The sequence below is a fragment of the Lentzea sp. DG1S-22 genome (genome assembly GCF_036321065.1).
GTDB classification, from domain to species: domain Bacteria; phylum Actinomycetota; class Actinomycetes; order Mycobacteriales; family Pseudonocardiaceae; genus Lentzea; species Lentzea jiangxiensis.
Genome location: NZ_CP143276.1, coordinates 1,537,086 through 1,553,298 on the forward strand (window position 1 = coordinate 1,537,086; position 16,213 = coordinate 1,553,298).

14 protein-coding genes and 1 pseudogene are annotated in these 16,213 nt (G+C 69.3%); 5 read left to right on the plus strand and 10 right to left on the minus strand.

The genetic code is table 11. The features are described from left to right. Window positions 1–29: 29 nt before the first annotated feature. The 9 genes and pseudogenes from V1227_RS06575 to V1227_RS06610 form a co-directional block, all read right to left on the minus strand. Window positions 30–1,520, minus strand: a complete 1,491-nt coding sequence (locus V1227_RS06575) for an SDR family NAD(P)-dependent oxidoreductase (RefSeq protein WP_329791583.1) — start codon at window positions 1,518–1,520, stop codon at window positions 30–32. Then, entirely contained in the window at window positions 1,517–3,187 is a 1,671-nt protein-coding gene (locus V1227_RS06580) for an HAD-IIIC family phosphatase (protein ID WP_329791585.1), read from the minus strand. The genes V1227_RS06575 and V1227_RS06580 overlap by 4 nt, the downstream gene beginning before the upstream one ends. Beyond that, the gene (locus tag V1227_RS06585) at window positions 3,184–3,417 is read right to left on the minus strand and encodes an acyl carrier protein (RefSeq protein WP_329791586.1); all 234 of its coding nucleotides are present in this window, start codon (window positions 3,415–3,417) and stop codon (window positions 3,184–3,186) included. Before V1227_RS06585 ends, V1227_RS06580 begins: the two co-directional genes overlap by 4 nt. Continuing rightward, window positions 3,414–5,144 carry a type I polyketide synthase gene (locus tag V1227_RS06590; protein ID WP_329791588.1) on the minus strand — a complete coding sequence of 577 codons (1,731 nt, stop codon included), beginning with the start codon at window positions 5,142–5,144 and terminating at the stop codon, window positions 3,414–3,416. The genes V1227_RS06585 and V1227_RS06590 overlap by 4 nt, the downstream gene beginning before the upstream one ends. After that, window positions 5,141–6,403, minus strand: a complete 1,263-nt coding sequence (locus V1227_RS06595; RefSeq protein ID WP_329791589.1) for an FAD-dependent monooxygenase — start codon at window positions 6,401–6,403, stop codon at window positions 5,141–5,143. Before V1227_RS06595 ends, V1227_RS06590 begins: the two co-directional genes overlap by 4 nt. Then, window positions 6,400–7,491, minus strand: coding sequence for a monodechloroaminopyrrolnitrin synthase PrnB family protein (locus tag V1227_RS06600; RefSeq protein WP_329791590.1), 1,092 nt, complete (start codon window positions 7,489–7,491; stop codon window positions 6,400–6,402). The genes V1227_RS06595 and V1227_RS06600 overlap by 4 nt, the downstream gene beginning before the upstream one ends. Window positions 7,492–7,502: 11 nt before the next feature. After that, window positions 7,503–8,213: a methyltransferase gene (locus V1227_RS06605; protein ID WP_442916520.1), complete on the minus strand. Its 711-nt coding sequence runs from the start codon at window positions 8,211–8,213 to the stop codon at window positions 7,503–7,505. A 93-nt stretch (window positions 8,214–8,306) separates the two neighbouring features. Beyond that, window positions 8,307–8,510 (minus strand): annotated as a pseudogene (locus V1227_RS40565) (methyltransferase family protein); the annotation flags it as partial. 27 nt (window positions 8,511–8,537) lie between these two features. Next, window positions 8,538–9,674: a cytochrome P450 gene (locus V1227_RS06610; RefSeq protein ID WP_329791592.1), complete on the minus strand. Its 1,137-nt coding sequence runs from the start codon at window positions 9,672–9,674 to the stop codon at window positions 8,538–8,540. Window positions 9,675–10,628: 954 nt separating this feature from the next. Between V1227_RS06610 and V1227_RS06615 the strand changes: the two genes are divergently transcribed. The 3 genes from V1227_RS06615 to V1227_RS06625 all read left to right on the plus strand — a co-directional run bounded on the left by V1227_RS06615 (window position 10,629) and on the right by V1227_RS06625 (window position 13,293). Beyond that, a complete protein-coding gene (locus tag V1227_RS06615; protein WP_329791593.1) occupies window positions 10,629–11,084 on the plus strand; it encodes an SRPBCC family protein in 456 nt (151 codons plus the stop codon). Window position 11,085: 1 nt separating this feature from the next. Then, entirely contained in the window at window positions 11,086–12,027 is a 942-nt protein-coding gene (locus V1227_RS06620) for an oxygenase MpaB family protein (RefSeq protein WP_329791594.1), read from the plus strand. A 66-nt stretch (window positions 12,028–12,093) separates the two neighbouring features. Then, window positions 12,094–13,293 (plus strand): ROK family transcriptional regulator, encoded by a 1,200-nt coding sequence (locus tag V1227_RS06625; RefSeq protein ID WP_329791595.1) that lies wholly within the window; start codon window positions 12,094–12,096, stop codon window positions 13,291–13,293. Window positions 13,294–13,553: 260 nt separating this feature from the next. Here the strand turns inward: V1227_RS06625 and V1227_RS06630 are convergent, their stop codons facing one another. Further along, on the minus strand, window positions 13,554–13,901 hold the full coding sequence (locus V1227_RS06630; RefSeq protein WP_329791596.1) for a hypothetical protein: 348 nt from the start codon (window positions 13,899–13,901) through the stop codon (window positions 13,554–13,556). 226 nt (window positions 13,902–14,127) lie between these two features. Here V1227_RS06630 and V1227_RS06635 point away from each other — a divergent pair, with 226 nt between their 5' ends. Beyond that, on the plus strand, window positions 14,128–15,324 hold the full coding sequence (locus V1227_RS06635) for a zinc-dependent alcohol dehydrogenase (RefSeq protein ID WP_329791597.1): 1,197 nt from the start codon (window positions 14,128–14,130) through the stop codon (window positions 15,322–15,324). After that, entirely contained in the window at window positions 15,321–16,208 is an 888-nt protein-coding gene (locus V1227_RS06640) for an SDR family NAD(P)-dependent oxidoreductase (protein ID WP_329791598.1), read from the plus strand. The genes V1227_RS06635 and V1227_RS06640 overlap by 4 nt, the downstream gene beginning before the upstream one ends. The last annotated feature ends 5 nt before the right edge of the window (window positions 16,209–16,213 follow it).

Here is a 16,213-nt window from a genome sequence, read left to right on the forward strand (position 1 = left end):
CACAGCCGGACGCCATTCGCCGACCGATGTCAGCGGAGCGCGCCGGACTCGTCGAACTCCAACAGCGCGCACCCCGGCGCGCGTGGGGTGTGGAGCGCGGTGACCAGTGTGGCGGCTGCTGCCGCAGGAGAGGCCCGGCGCTCGCGCTGGAGCACGGTCAGCGGTGTGCTGAGATCGGTGTCCAACGAGGGGAGACGGGCCAGCAGCACTCGCCAGTCCGGATGAGCGGGGCACTGCGCACGCACGAGGTGCTCCAGCGCGGCCTTGGCCGCGGCGTGGTGCGGCCACTCCGGCCCTGGGTTGTCGAGGACCTGGGACGACACGACCAGCAGGGTGCCGGAGCTCGCGTCGAGCAGCGGAGAGAAGGCGGCGACGGGAATGGCGACCAGGCGCATGGCCGCGGTCACATGCCCGGTGATCAACTCGGTCGTCTCCGCGGTCAACCGGGTCGGGCGCAGGACGGGTCCCGCCGAGCACACAAGGAAGTCGGTTCGGCCATACGTCTCGCGCACGTGTTTGGCGAGCGTGTGGCAAAAGCCGCTGTCCGAAGCATCGCCCTGGTGCATCTCGATCCGGCGGTGGCGGCCGAGTTCGGCGGCTCTCGCCGTGCTCATGTGGTGCACGCCGACCACGGTGCAGCCCTGTTCCGCCAACGCGAGGGTGGTCGCGGCGCCCAGGCCGCGGCTCGCACCGATCACCACGGCGACCCTTCCCCGCAGCGCTCCACCCGCGGGCAGCGCCGCCCGTGTCTCGGACAGACCGACGACCCGCGCGGATGGACGGAAGAACGTTTCCAGCCGGACTTCGGCGGCGGGCCGCTGATCCGCCCACAGGCGGCCTTGGACGCGCACCGCGCCGAACCTCCGGTCGACGCTCGTCACCTTGCACAGGTAGCGGTACCGCGGGACGGGCCGGTGCTCGTGGGCGGTCACGGTGAGCGACGCCAGCAGGCCCTGACGACCCGGGACCTCCATGCCGGCGAGGTAGCTCGCCCAGCACATGGCCGTCGCCACCGGCAAGACGGCGCGATCCAGACCGAGCCGGAAGGCCAGTTCGTCGAGGTGGGCCGGCGTGTACCAGCCGCTGAACTCCATGCCTTCCTCGATTTCGTCGAGGGTGAGCGCACGCGGCGCCTGGCGCATCGGTGACGGTGCGTCAGGAGGTGACGGCCAGTTCGAGGCCGGGGGCGGGGCAACGCCGGACTGGACCGACGCGGTGAGCACCCGCTGGCCGTGCGCCCACAGATCACCCCGATAACCGTCCTCGTTCGCCGCCACGGTCAGGTGGTGGGGTGCGTCTGGATACACCGCGTCGCGGAACACCGCATGAACGCGGCTCGGTGAAACGGCCATCGGAAGACGCCCGAGCACAGCCAGCACGGCGAGCGCGCCGTGGCTGACCGGTCTGCCGAAGGCCGTCGCCCTGGCGTATTCCACCGATGTGTGCAGCGGGTTGTGATCGCTGCTCGCCCGGGCGAACAGGCCGACCAGGTCCGGGTTGAGGACGATCGCGTCGCTCACCGCTGCCGCACCTGCACGTGCGACGGGCACGCCACCGGGGTGAGCACCGCCTCTTGACCGGGTGCGGCGCAACCCAGTTCGCCGAACAAACGCCGGGCTGGTTCGTTGCGGGGCATCTCTTGGACAGTGGCGGTCAGCGTGCCGTGACCCCGTGCGCGGGCGAGCGCATCGGCCTGCGCGAGCATCATCCGCTCCACGTCCCGGCCGAGCGCCCGGCAGCTCAGCAGGAACAGTTCCAGGCGGGCACACCCGGTGAAGCTCACCACGAGCAGGCCGACCAGTCCGTAGTCGCCGTACCTGTCGCCCGACTCGATCAGGCGCACCTCGTGGTCCTGGCTCGCACACAGCCGCGCGAGCTCGTCGCGGGACGGCCGTCGGCCGTTGAGGTTCATCTGGTTCACGCGCAGCACCAACTGGGCGAGCCGAGGTATGTCCACTGTGGATGGAATGGAGCATGATGCCCAAATCTCCAGATGCCCCAAGTACTCTTCCCGCGTGAGACCACGCCTCGCCAGCGTGCGGTGCCGGTCCTGCTCGAGGCGGAGGGGGCGGACGAGGTCGTCGTGGGTGGGCGGGAGCCGGTCGAAGGCGGGATCGGTGACGGCCTCCCGCCAGCGCGGAGGGTCCGCCGGAAAGCGCACGGTCCGCAGAGCGGGCAGTGCGGCCTGGGCTTCGGCGAGCTCAGCCGGGTTGTCGTCGATCAGGACGAGATCCTCGACCGCGATGGACAGCTCCGCAGCGATTTCTTCCACCGCCACGTGCTTGGCACGCCAGCCGATCCGCCACGCGGACAGGTGCTCCCGCTTCAGCACCATGTCGGGACGGTCGAGCACCGCCCAGACGTCTTCCTCGACGTTCTTGCTGCACAGCACCAGCAGCACTCCACCTGCTCGCAAACCGAGCAGGTACCGCTGGAAGTCGAGATGGTCCGCCGGCGCGACACCCGTCGCGCCGAGTTCACCGACCGCGCCGCTCCACAGGGTGCCGTCGCCGTCGACGACCACCGCCTTCACCGACGATCGCAGACCCAGGCGGACCACGCGGGCCAGCGAGCGTCCAGCTTCGCTGAACAGCGCGCTGGTGTAGGGAATCGCGGCCAGCGCCTCGAGGCGGTGGTCGTAGGCGGCGCGGGTGCCGACGGTGCGAACGACGTCCTCGGCGTCGCACACCATCATTCCCGTCTCGGCTGCGCGTTGTGCCAGCCGCCGCCGTGCCGCGTTCGCCAGCGCCACGACTCCGTGCGGTGCTGCCGGATCACCCGCACCGAGTGGCCGGTCCGGCGGGATGGCGGGCAGCACGAGGATCCGCCGCCCGCTCCTGTGCGCCACCGCATCGGCGAGGTCGTCAGCCGCACGGAGAAGGCGGGTACGTGTGGCCTCGGTGCCAGGTACGGCTGCCGGTTCGCCCCACAGACTTTCCAAACCGGGCCACACCACCAGCACGTCGGGATCTGCCAGGGCGGTCTCGCTGTGGGGGTCGAGGCACTCCGGCACGATCCGGTTGTACGGCCCCACGGTGACGTCGGCCAGGATTCCCAGATCCGCCAGTGCCGTGCCGACGTGCGGCACGAACGTGTCCAGGGTGAACGTGCCGAGCAACCGGACACGAACGCCGCCACCACCTGCCTCGGCTCGCAGCTCCCGCCACCGGGCCACCACCGAACTCACAGCGGAACTCCTCGGCTGGTCAAGAACGAGCGCAGCGCGGCCACGTTCCTGGCCTGGTCGATTTCGTGCGTGCTGAGCACCACTCCGTAGGCCTCCTCGACCGCGTTGATCACTTGGATGTGTGCCAAGCTGGTCCATTCCGGCAGCACGTCCCTTCCGCTGTCTTCGGTGACCCGCCCCGCTTCGACGTCGAGCACGTCGGCCAGCAGGGCGAGCAGGGGAACACTCACATGTCTCCTTCGGTGGGCTCCAGCCAGTGGTGATGTCGCTGCCAGGGGTATCGGGGGAGCGGCACGTAACGCGCGTTCCGGTCGACGAGGTCCGCCCAGCCGGGGTCGCCGCCGGCGAGGTAGCAGTCGGCAGGCGCCATGGACGACGTGGTGCCGGAAGCCGTGCCGCCGAGCCAGGACCGCAGTTCCGCGGCCAGTTCCGCGTGGTCTCGGCCTGCCACCACCAGGCGATGCGGGTGGTGCGTCCGGCGCAGAGCGGCGCTGAAGCAGATGTCCCGCAGTTCCTGGTGGTGTCCGGGGCCGTCGGGACCGAGGTGGTCGAGGAAGGCGAGTGCGAGCGCCCGCAGTGCTTCGGGCGCACGAGCCGATATCGGCAGCAGGTGCACCCGCGAGGCCTCGGGCGACCGTCGAGGGGGCGGTGGGTCGGCCTCCGCCAGCACGACGTGGGCGTTGACCGAGGAGATGCCCTGCCCGCTGACCCCGGCGATCGCGGGCCTGTCCAGGTCGGGCAACCGGTGCACGGCGGTGGGTACCTCCACGGGGAGGGAGTTCCAGTCAACGGCCGGGTTCGGCGTGCTGAAGTGCAGACTGGGCACGACCTCCCGATGCTCGAGGCACAGCACCGCCTTGATGATCCCGGCCACGCCCGCCGCGCTCTCCGCGTGCCCGATGTTGGACTTGACCGAGCCGACGAAGCACGGCCGGTCCGCTTCCCGGCCCGGGCCCAGCACCTGGGCGAGTCCGGCCAGCTCGACCGGGTCGATCATCTGGGTGCCCGTGCCGTGCGCTTCGACGAAGTCCACTTCGGACGGCTTCGTACCTGCGTTTTCATACGCCCAGCGGAGCATCTCCGCGTGCGCCTCCACCGACGGTGTCAGCAAGGATCCGCTGCTGGCCCCGTCGTTGTTCACCGCGCTGCCGAGCACGACGGCGCGTACCCGGTCGCCATCAGCCAGCGCCCGGTCCAGAGCCTTCAGCACGAGCACACCGGCTCCCTCCGAGAACGCCGCGCCGTCGGCGGAGGCATCCCCGAACTTGCAGCGGCCATCCGGGGCCAGCACCCTGGCGCGGGAGAACAGCACGTCCCGGTCGGGCACCAGCTTGAGGTTGACACCACCGACGAAGGCGGTCTCGCACTCGCCGGCGCGGAGACTCTGGAGAGCCAGGTGCAGAGCGACCAACGAGGACGAGCAGGCGGTGTCCACGCACAGGCTGGGGCCGCGCAGGTCCAGGAAGAAGGACAGCCGGGCGGGCAGCAGGCTGCGCAGGTTGCCCAGCGCGGGGACGTCGACGGACTTCAGCCCACCCCGGGTCAGCAGGTCGAAGTAGTCCGCATAGGACACCCCGAAGTACACGCCGGTACGGCTTCCCGCCAGGTCCGGCGCTGGGATTCCCGCGTCCTCCAACGCTTCCCAGGCGACCATGAGCGCGAGCCGGTGCTGCGGATCGAGGGTTTTCGCCTCGGCGGGTGCATAGCCGAAGAAGGCGGCGTCGAACCCGGCGATGTCGTCGAGGTAACCCGCCCGGCGGGAGGAGACGGTGCCCGCGCGGGAAACCGGTGAGTACAGAGACTCCACGTCGTAGCGGGAGAGAGGCGTCTCCGTTGTCGTGTCCCGTCCCTGCCGCACGACCTCCCACAGTTCTTCCGGGTTGTTCGCGCCCGCGAAGCGGCAAGCCATGCCGATCACCGCGATCGGGGCTGGGGTGGAGGTGGTCGATGTCGTCACGGTGCGGCCGTCCTGTCTCCGGTGCTCAGCGAGGGGCGGTGGTTCACCTGGTGAACCTGGGCGCCGGAGACGGAGGCATACCGGGTGGCGACCTCCGTCAGCTCGGCGGGGCTGACCACGTCGTCGAGGTCCGTGAACCCGTCGGGGGCGCGCTGGTGCACCATGGTGATGATCGCCTCGGGTCCCCACCCCCGGTTGCTCTCCTGCAGACGGGTCATGGCGGGCAGACGGCGACGCTCGTAGTCCGCGAGTGCTTTCACCGGATCGCCGGTGATCGCCAGTGCCTGCGCGAGAGTACGGGCATCGAGAATGGACTGGGTGGCACCGTTGGACCCCATGGGGTACATGGCGTGAGCGGCGTCGCCGAGCAGGGTCACGTTGCCCGCACTCCACCAGGGCAGCGGATCCCGGTCCACCATCGGGTAGCGGTAGATCGCCGGTGCGTTGCGGAAGATCGCGGCCAGGTCGATCCAGTCGACCGCCCAGTCGTCGAACTCGGAGAGCACTGCCGCCAGGGGGGCCCTTTCGTGCCAGTCCGCTCGTCCGGCGCTCGCCGAGGGGTGGGCCGCGACCCAGTTCACCAGCACGCGGTCCTGAACGGGGTCTTCGGCGATGGGGTAGAGCACGATCCGCCGGACGTCATCGCCCACGACGGCCATCGTGCGCCCGGACAGGAACGGTGGCGCCCACGTGGTCCCGCGCCACATCATGACGCCATTGCCCGGAGGTGGTCCCTCACCGGGGTGCAGAGCGGCGCGAATCGCGGAGTGGACACCGTCCGCGCCGATCACCAGGTCGGCAAGCGCGGTGCGCCGCTCACGACCCTCCTGGAGCGTCACCTCAGCAGGTGCCCCCTGCTCGGGAACACATCCGACCACCCTGGTGCCGAACGCGACGGTCTCAGGGCCGAGGCGGTTGTGCACCGCGTCGGTGAGCACCTGCCACAGCCGGCGCCGGGAGACGGACAACTGCGGCCAGCGGTAGCCTGCGGCCACCCCTCTCGGTTCCGTCCAGATCAGACGACCATGCCGGTTGAACAGCCGCAATTCCGCGGTACGCACCGCTTTTCCGGCGAGGCGTTCGAGCAGGCCGAGTTCGCTGAGCTCGCGGACCGCGTCGGGCAGGACGTTGAGGCCGAGCCCGGAGGGCGCGCTGGTGCCGGTGGCCTCGACGAGCCGGATGTCGGTGAACCCGGCGGCGTGCAGGCTGAGCGCGGTGGTGAGGCCACCGATTCCCGCGCCGGCGATGAGGATCCTCATGCGTGCGCTCTCCGTCCACCCGCGGCGCGCAGCACCTGGTTGACCAGCGCCGCGTTTTCCCGGCTCAGGTTCGTGACGGTGGCCAGCAGGTCGATGGTGCCACCGCCGCTACCGGTCGGAAACCGGCCGACTCCCTCCTCGTACGCCTCGCGCGCCAGCGTCAGGTGTTTGCCGCGGAACGCGACCAGCCCGCGCTGAGCGCGGCCCACGGCTTCCGCGCTCGCCCGTAAACGGTCCAGTGCGCTGTGGTCTTCGCGGTGTTGGCCCATGGCCTCCACCAGACGGGTCGTCACTGATGGGCCGTGTGCCCACTGTTCGGCGAGTGCGCGCCACTCCGGCAGCCCGTACTCGGCCGATTCCCGCCAGAACTCGCGGTACACCAGCGTGTCGTCGTCACCGGCCCAAAGCGCGAGGTCCACCAGGTACAGCGGCATGTGCGCCGCGGCCGGGCCGAGATAGCGCTTACCTGCGACGTGGATCGGCTCGAAGTACTGCCGCAACGTACCCGCGAAGTAGACAGGGGTGACGGTGGCCACCGTGGCTTCGATGGCGTCGTGCACGGCGCGCACCCGCACCACGACCTCGTTCGCGGCCACAACGAAGTCAGGGGTCATCGGATCCAGCGTCAGCAGGTCCCCGCACATCCGGGCCGCCGAGGTCACCCTCGGCAGGGAAGACCGCACCGACGACACCAGCATGCGTTCCATCACGTCGCCGGTGTAGGTCCGCTCCCTGGGGCCGACCGGGTTGCACATGACGTAGTGGTGCAACGTGTCCCTCGGCACCATGTCACTGGTCGCGCCCAGCGCCAGCAGCACCTCTGTCAGCCCTGGCACCGCCTCGGCCGGCTCCGCGTCACATGCCCGCAGGGACCCCAGCAGCAGACCGAGGTCTCGCATGATGGCCAGGCGTTCCGCCTCGGACCGGGCGGTCACACCCGCCACCGGGGGCAGCAGGTCGCGAAGCAGAGCCGATAGGCCGGGTGCGTCGCGTGCTGCGTTCAGCCGGTGCAGCACCGGGACAAGGCGGTCGAACCCGAGGGGGTCCAGACCAGCGGCCGCTCCGGCCAGTTCCTCCGGATCCACCACGGCGCGCATGCTCAGGCCGCCAGTCCCTCGATGAGGGTGAGGCTGTCGCTGATCCGCATGGTCCGCCCCAGCCGGAGCCCGGCCTTGGCGAACACGCCGGGGTACTCGGCCAGTTCTCGCATGCGGCCGCCATGAGTGCTCGTCATGACCATCAGGTCGAGCCACTTGATGAAGGACGGCTCGTTGCCCGGCTCGATCACGCAGTCCAGGACGAGAACGCGGCCGTGCTCGCCCATCGCCTTGCGGATCCGGTCGAGTATTTCCGCAGCGCCGTCGTCGGGCCAACCGTCCACGACGTGTTTGATGGTGTAGAGCTCAGCGCCGACGGGCAGGTCGTCCACCAGGAAGTCCGCCTCGACGAGCTGACAGCGGGGCAAAGGTCCGCCTTCTCCCCGCCGGGCTGCGGCGATGGCGGAAGGCCGGTCCAGCAGGGTCCCCGACAGTTGCGGGTAACGAGCCAGCAGGGCGGACAGGAACGCGCCGTTTCCGCCGCCCACGTCGACGACCGTGTGGAACCGGTCGAAATCGTACGTCTCGACCAGCGCGGGGGTGTCCCAGTCGCTCCAGTTGTTCATGCTCTGGTGGAAGGTCGCCGCGACGTCCGGATGGGTGTCGTAGTAGTCCCACACCGTCATGCCGAATCGTTCGTCCCAGGCCGGTCGGCCTTCTCGGACAGCACCGAGCAGGCCGCCGAAGGCCTCGTAGATCTCCTCGTTCACCATGAAGGCGAACTTCCGCACGCTGTGCGGGTGGTCCTCGGCCAGAGGCTCCGCGTCCGGGGTCAGCTCGACGGTGCAGCCCTCCCGGAGCCGGAAGAAGCCGATGCTCGCGAGTGCGCGGAGCAGCCGGTGCAGAAAAGCCGCGTTGACACCGGTCTCGGCGGCCAGGTCCTCGATTCGCCTGGGGCCCGCGGCGAGCAGGTCGGCGATACCGAGCTTCGCCGCCACGTACACGGCCTGGGCCGACCAGGCGCCGGTCATCACGGTGAGGGCGCGCGGACGCGTAAAGTCTTGTGGCATCGGAATTTCCTCAGGGGTGTGCTGGGATCAAGCGGCTGACCAGGAGACCGGTAGTGCCTTGAGGACGCTGAACTCGGATCCCTCGCTGAACAGGAGCGTCTTCTCGTCGACGGCCAGGCGCAGCGCGGGCATTCGTTCGACGAGTTCGGCGAGCGCGATGTGGAACTCGGACCGGGCCAGGTGCGCGCCGAGGCAGTAGTGCTGGCCGCCGCCGAAGGACAGGTGCGCCGGGCATCCCCGGTCCAGCTTGATCACGTCCGGGTCGTCGAACACGCTGCCGTCGCGCAACGCGGGCATTGACGCGATCACGACCACCTCACCGGCGGACACAGGTCCCGACGGCAGGTCGATGTCCGCCGTGGCCACCCGCAGATGTCTCAGGTCACCGAGACCGCTGTGACGGAGCAGTTCCTCCGTAGCGGCGGGGATCAACGACGGATCGGCGACGAGCTGCCGCCACAACGCCCCGTCGTCACGCAGAAGGTTCAGCATCGCTCGGCCGAGCGCGTTGGTACTGGTGTGCGTGCCACCCACGATCAGTGCGATGAGCAGGGAGACCAGCTCCGGCTCACTCAAGCGGTCGCTCCCGTCCCTGGCCGCGATCAGCTCGTCGACGAGGCCGTCCGATGGGTGGGCACGTCGCCGCGCCACCAGGTCGACGAGGTAGTCGCCGAACTCGGCCATCTGCGCCTCGCGTTCTGCGGGGGACAGCCCGTCCGCGAGTGCGAACGCGTCACTCCACTCGTGGAACCGCGCTGTGTCCTGTTCGGGAATACCGAGCATCCCGCCGATGACGAGCACGGGCAGCGGGTTGGTGAACGAGGCCACCAGGTCCGCGTTCTGGGACCCGCCCGCCGTCATCTCGGCGACGAGCGTGCTCGCCACCCGCCGCACGAGTGGCTGCCAGTGCCGCACTCGTGCGGGCGTGAACGCGGATGCGACCACCCGGCGGATCCGGCGGTGGCCCTCACCGTCCATGTTGAGGATGAGGCCCTCGATGTCCCGGAAGCTTTCCCCTGGGGACAGCCTCGGCGAGCCGGGAGCGGTCAGCTCTCGAGTCAGCCGGGACTCCGTGAGCGCGGCAGCCACATCGGCGTGCCGCGTGATCAGCACCGCCTCGTGCCCGCTGGGCAGGGCGACGCGGGGGAACGGATGCGTGGGCAACTCACGATAGCGCGGGGCCAGATCGGAGAGTGGACCGGCGGAGAAGGGAAATTTAGATTCCGGGCATGACTTTTCCATACGTGGTCCTTGTCGGGTGGGAACGCTCACCTCGGAGGCCTTCATATCGTCGTTCGGTCACGAATATTCGCGCGAGGTTGGGTCGATGATGTCGGGCGGCGTAGCGATCGTGCTTCGCCGTAAAGCTTTTGGTTGCGGGTTGGCGGTGCGCTCGCAATGGCCAAAATTGTCCGTCCCTGTCCACTGTGATCACCGGTCAGGGGCAGCTTGGCATCATCATGTGCTGATTCTCGCCGTGAGCGCAAGTGCGGCGTGAGATGTGCTGCCAAACGAAGGGTTCTGAGATGAACTTGCAGTTCAGCGGCATGATGAGTGTGGATCGGGCTGATGTCTGGCGCAGGTGTGGGTGAGCCTGTCCCGCCATTTGGAATGGAGTCTTTTCTCTGGAGTGAGGATGTGGGAACCTCCGTCGCAATGCCTGCTCGGATGGAATGAAGCGAGTGTGATTGAGGTGGAGTTGTGTTCCCTGCAGCTCTTCCCGCTCTTCCTTCTGGTGGCGTTTTGATCGAGGAGGAATTCGCCGGTGAGGAACGTGCTCTGTCAAGCCGGCCGGAACGGCGGGCGGCAGTTCGCAAAGCCTGTCGAGCAAGCGCGCACCGAGCGACCTCTGGATCGACCACACCCTGGTTTTCGACGTCATCGTCCCCGCTCGTGCTCTCCGAGGAGCGCAAGCCGTTGGCAGCAGGTCGCCGGACCGCGCCGGGCGTCGCCGAGCCGCAGCGTGATCATCAGGTTCGCGAAACGTGCACGTTCGTGCAGGACCTGCTTACCGATCGACCCGCAGGGCACGCTGAGGGCGGGCGTGCGCGGGTTACGTTGGCGGTACTGCTCGTTCTGCGGTGGACGAGTCTCCGCCCCGGTCAAGGTTGAGTGCCGATGAACCTGAACTTCTACCGATTCGACCTCGCCTGGGAGATCGACCGCGCGAGAGATCTCGTCTTCGACGCCCTGACCGAGCTCGAAGACTATCCGCGCTGGTGGCCGGATTACCGCGAGGTGCGGCAGCTCGACGAGTCGACCGTGGCCATCGTTCTCCAGTCCTCCCTGCCCTACAAGCTGCGGATCACCAACAGGTTTCTGGCCAACGACAGGGCACGAGGACATTTCCGCCTTGCCATCGACGGTGACATCGCGGGCTGGATCGACTTCGCCCTGACCGACCAGGGCAACGGCTTCACCAAGGTCCGCATCACGCAGGAGTGCACGGCGGAGAAGAGGCTGCTGCGCGTGCTCGCCCCGATCGGTCGCCGCGCCTTTGCGTACAACCACGGCCTGACGATGCGGCGTGGCCGGCTCGGTCTGTCCGGGCTGCTGTCCGGGGAGCACCACTGAGATGGCGGGCGAAGCCGCCTTTCGGCCGCTGGGGCCTGATTCGCTGACATGGCGGTACTTCGGCGACTGGCGCAACCTGCTCGTCGTGCTCTGGACAGGCTCCATGCAGAACATGCATCCGACGCTCGGGACCGCCGTCGAGCAGCACTCGCAATTTTTCGGCGAGCGGTGGCAGCGGGTGTTCCGCTCCTTCTACCCGATCCTCGGCGTGGTCTACGACGGTGCCCACGCGCGTCAGACCGCGCTGAAGGTGCGCGGCTACCACACCGACATCCGCGGTAACGACGACTCCGGCCACGAGTACCACGCCCTGGCGCCAGATGTCTTCTACTGGGCGCATGCCGTGTTCTTCATGACGATCATCCGGTTCGGCGACAGGTTCATGGGTGGGATCGGAGAAGCCGAGCGGCAGCAGTTGTTCGTCGAGCACGTCCAGTGGTATCGGCTGTACGGCCTGAGCATGCGGCCCGTGCCTGGTTCTTGGGACGAGTTCCAGTCGTACTGGGACCACATGTGCTCGGAAGTGTTGGTGGAGAACAAAGCCACGCGTGATGTGCTGAACCTGACCGATCTGCCGAGACCGCGGTTCCTCTGCGCTGTCCCGCACGGACTCTGGTCGCCGTTGTGGGCCTTGTCCGCACGCCTGCTCACATGGCTGACAGTGGGGTTGTACGACCCGGTGATCCGGGAGCGGCTCGGTGTGTGCTGGACGGGTTTCGACGATCGTCTGCACCGGGCGGCCGGCGTGGTGGTGCACCTGGTGTTCCGGCTCCTTCCGCACGACCGCCGGTTTCATCCCCGTGCACGCGCCGGCTGGCGCCGCTCGCGCGGTGCGGACGCGGCTCTCCTCGAGTCGCCCGCCCGGCATCTGCCCGGACGCCCCGTTCAACCCCGCTGGACTCGGTGGTTCCGGCGTGCGCCCGAGGACTGTCCCAAGGCTTGATCGAACCACCGTCGAAAGCCAGACAGCGCTGCCGGATTCGCAGCGAGTTCGCCGTAGGAGGGCATCGTGGGTGTCAAGGCGGGATCGCCGGCCGCTGTGCTGCGCATGCTGATGGACGGCAGCCCCCGCACCCGAGCGGAGATCGTCGCCGCGACCGGTCTCGCCCGCTCCACGGTGCGAGCCAGGCTGGATCTGCTCGTGGCCGCCGGGCTGGTGACGGGAAACGGCACCGGAGAATCCACCGGCGGACGCCCAGCCGACCGGTTCGGGTTCAATCCCACCGCCCACCTCGTGCTGGCCGCCGAGGTGAGCGCCACCCGCGCCACCGTGGCCCTGTCCGACCTGGGATGCCGGTTGCTCGCGGTCGAGCAGGTCGACCTCGACGCGGCGGACGTCCCGGAGGCGGTCCTGCCGCAGCTGGTCAGGACCTGGCGCGGGATGCTGAGGGCCGTGCCCCGTGCGGAGCTCGTGGGGGTGGGGATCGGGTTGCCGGGGCCGGTCGAGCATTCGACGGGTCGGCCGGACAACCCGCCGGTCACGTCGGGCTGGGACGGGTTCGACCTGCCCGCGGTGGTCGGGGCGGAGTTCGGTGTGCCGGTGCTGGTGGACAACGAGGTCAACCTGATGGCGCTGGGCGAGCACACCGCGGCGCATCCGGAGGTGCGGCACATGATCGTGGTGAAGGCGGCCGCGGGTATCGGTGCCGGATTGATCAGCAATGGCGTGTTGCACCGCGGGGCGGCGGGTGCGGCGGGGGATCTGGGGCACATCAGGGTGCCCAGGGGTGGTGAGGTGTTGTGCTGGTGTGGCAACACCGAGTGCCTGGAGGCGGTTGCCGCCGGCCCGGCGTTGGCGGCGAGGCTGCGGGGGCTGGGGCATCCGGCGCGGTCCACGGCCGATGTGGTAGCGCTGGTCCGCGCCGGCAACCTCGAGGCCGGGCGGGTCGTGCGGCAGGCGGGCAGGGACATCGGCGAGGTGCTGGCCGGGTGTGTGAGCATGTTCAACCCCTCGCTCGTGGTGGTCGGAGGGCTGCTGGCGGAGGCGGGTGAGATGCTGCTGGCGGGTGTGCGTGAGTCGATCTACCGGCGCTCGCTGCCGCTGGCCACCGAAAACCTGCGCATTGTCGCCTCCGGCGCCGGCACGAGCGCGGGGGCGCTGGGCGCGGCGGCGATGGTGGTGCGGCATGTGCTCTCACCCGAGGTGCTCGACGCACGCCTGGGCCAGGTCGCGGCCGCCGAGGCGCGGCTGTCCTCTCGCGCCATCTAGGGCTGCGTCTCAGAACAATCAGCCCGTCCAGCGCTGTCCGGTGCCGCTGTGACCGCACAGACCCACGTCCACCATGGAGTTCGTTCCGGTGATCACGGTGGCCGGCGAGATCGACATGAACACTTTGCTCGTGGCGGCCTGCGGATGCAGTTCGGCGGGGAGCTCTTCGGAACCACGGCTGTGGTGGACGTACTGTTTCAGCGTGCGCGCGACCGACGCCGCGCGGTGTCCACCTGCTGTTGTGAACCGGCTCTCGCGGATCAGTCGGTGAGGCCGGGCAGGTGGTAGCCGGTGTGGCCGTCCCACTCGATCTCGTAGTCGTCGAGGGTGAAGGTCCAGTCCGCGTCCGGCACCACGTTGCGCAGCGCTGTCACCGCAGCCAGCCAGTGCACCAGTGACGGGATCGCCCGGTCGTCCGCGGCGGGCAGCTTGGTCGACCCGTCGAGCACCGTTCCCGGCGCCAGCCGGTCGTAGAGGTACAGCCCTTCCTCTTCCGCGGAGAACGGAGCGTTCTCGTTGAAGGTGCTGACGACCTGGCTGACCGCCGCGGACTCGGCGTCGGTCAGCGGGGTCGCGCGGCGAGCCGTGTAGTAGAGGGAGACGCCCACGCGGGCCACTCTAACGGGCTCGCTCAGGACCCCCTCGCCGCCGCCCGCTCTCGGGTGAAACGGTTTTGAGTCGATTTCTGAGGGTACTGCTGCCTTGTCGGAACGCAGCAATGAGGGGAAGTCGTATGCCTCGGAACACCTGCTCAACGGCGGCCATGTGCGCGGCGCCGCGCATCCTGGCCACGCCCGCAAGTCCCACCGCGCCGGCGGGGGAGGTGTCGCGGTCATGAAGGCGCTGACGTGGCAGGGCAACGAGAAGGTCGAGGTCGTGGACGTGCCGGATCCACGCATCGAGGAGCCCACCGACGCGATCATCAGGGTCACCTCGACCGCGATCTGCGGATCGGACCTGCACCTGTACGGGGTGCTCGGGCCCTACCTGAAGCCGGGCGACGTGCTCGGCCACGAGGCGATGGGCGTCGTGGAGGAAGTCGGTTCCGGTGCGAGCGGTCACCTCAAGGTCGGCGACCGGGTCGTGGTGCCGTTCAACATCTCCTGCGGTCACTGCTGGATGTGTGAGCGCGACCTGTTCGCGCAGTGCGAGACGACGCAGGTGCGCGGTGAGGGCAAGGGTGCGAGCCTGTTCGGCTACACCTCCCTCTACGGCTCGGTGCCCGGAGGTCAGGCCGAGTACCTGCGTGTGCCGCAGGCCCAGTTCGGGCCGATCGTCGTTCCGGACGGCACGCCCGACGAGCAGTTCCTGTTCCTGTCGGACATCCTGCCGACCGCGTGGCAGGCGGTCCGCTACGCCGACGTTCCGCCCGGCGGCACGGTCGCGGTGCTCGGGCTCGGCCCGGTCGGGCAGTTCGCTGTCCGGATCGCCAGGCGGCTCGGCGCCGGGCGCGTCATCGGTGTCGACCGCGTTCCCGAACGCCTCGCGCTGGCCGAACGCCACGGGGCCGAACCCGTCAACCTCGACGAGTTCGACGGCTCCGACGAGGTGGCGGCCGCGTTGATCGACATGGTGGACGGACGCGGGCCGGACGCCACCATCGACGCCGTCGGCATGGAGGCCCACGGCGGTGGTCTGGTCGCCGCGGCGCAGAAGGCCGCCGGGCTGCTTCCCGACAGCATCGCCCAGAAGGTGATCGACAAGGTCGCGCTGGACCGCCTCGACGCGCTGCACGCCGCCCTGAAGGGTGTGCGACGCGGTGGCACGGTGTCGGTGTCCGGCGTGTACGGCGGCGAGCAGGACCCGATGCCGATGATGGAGATGTTCGACCGCGGGATCCAGCTGCGGATGGGGCAGGCCCACGTGCGCCGGTGGACCGACGAGATCCTGCCGCTGGTGCTGGACCCGGCCGACCCGCTCGGCACCCTGGACCTGACCACGCACCGCCTCCCGCTCGCCGAGGCCGCGCGGGGTTACGACATGTTCCGCGCCAAGAGCGACGGCTGCATCAAGGTCGTGCTGAGCCCATGACCGGCCGGGTGGTGCTCGTCGTGGGGGCGAGCAGCGGGATCGGGTTGGCCACCGCGGTGGCGTTCTCCTCCCGCGGCGATGCCGTGGTCCTGGTCTCCCGCAGCGGTGAGGCGCTCCACGCCGCGGAGAAGGCCTGCCGGGCCGTGGGAAACGCCGCGGTCGACGTCATCGTCGACGACATCCTCGATCCCGGCGGCGCCGGCCGGATCGTCGGGAAGACGATCGATCGTCACGGGCGGATCGACGTCGTCGTGCACAGTGCGACGGTGATGGGGTACGGCACCGCGGAAGGGATGCCCCCGGATGTGTTCACCTCGGTCGTGGACATCGCGGTCCACGGCACGCTGCACCTCGCACAGGCGGTCCTGCCGGTTCTGCGTCGCCAGCGCGGCGGCGTGTTCATCGGCGTGAACTCGTTGCTCGGCTCGATCACCGTGCCGCAGATGGGCGCCTACTCCACCGCCAAGTGGGGACAGCGCGCCCTGCTGCGCACTCTGCAACAGGAGACGCGCGACGAGCCCGGGGTGCACGTGTGCATCGTGAGTCCCGGCAGCATCAACACGCCGATCTACGACCAAGCCGCCAACTACACCGGTCGCGCGGCGCGGCCACCGGTTCCGGTCCTGAGCCCCGAACGGGTCGCGGCCGCGATCGTCCGCCTGGCCGACCGTCCGCAGCGGAACGTCTCCGTGCCTGTCGGTCCCGCGAACCCCCTCATCATCGCGGGATTCCGCTTCCTGCCACGTCTGTACGACCTGCTCGTCGGACCTCTCTTCCGCCTCGCGGCGCTGACGGGGAAGACGGTCTCGGCCACTCAGGGCAACGTGTTCCGGCCGCACCCCGCTGTGGAAGGGGCGCATGGGCGGTGGCCCGTCAAGCGGTGAAGGTC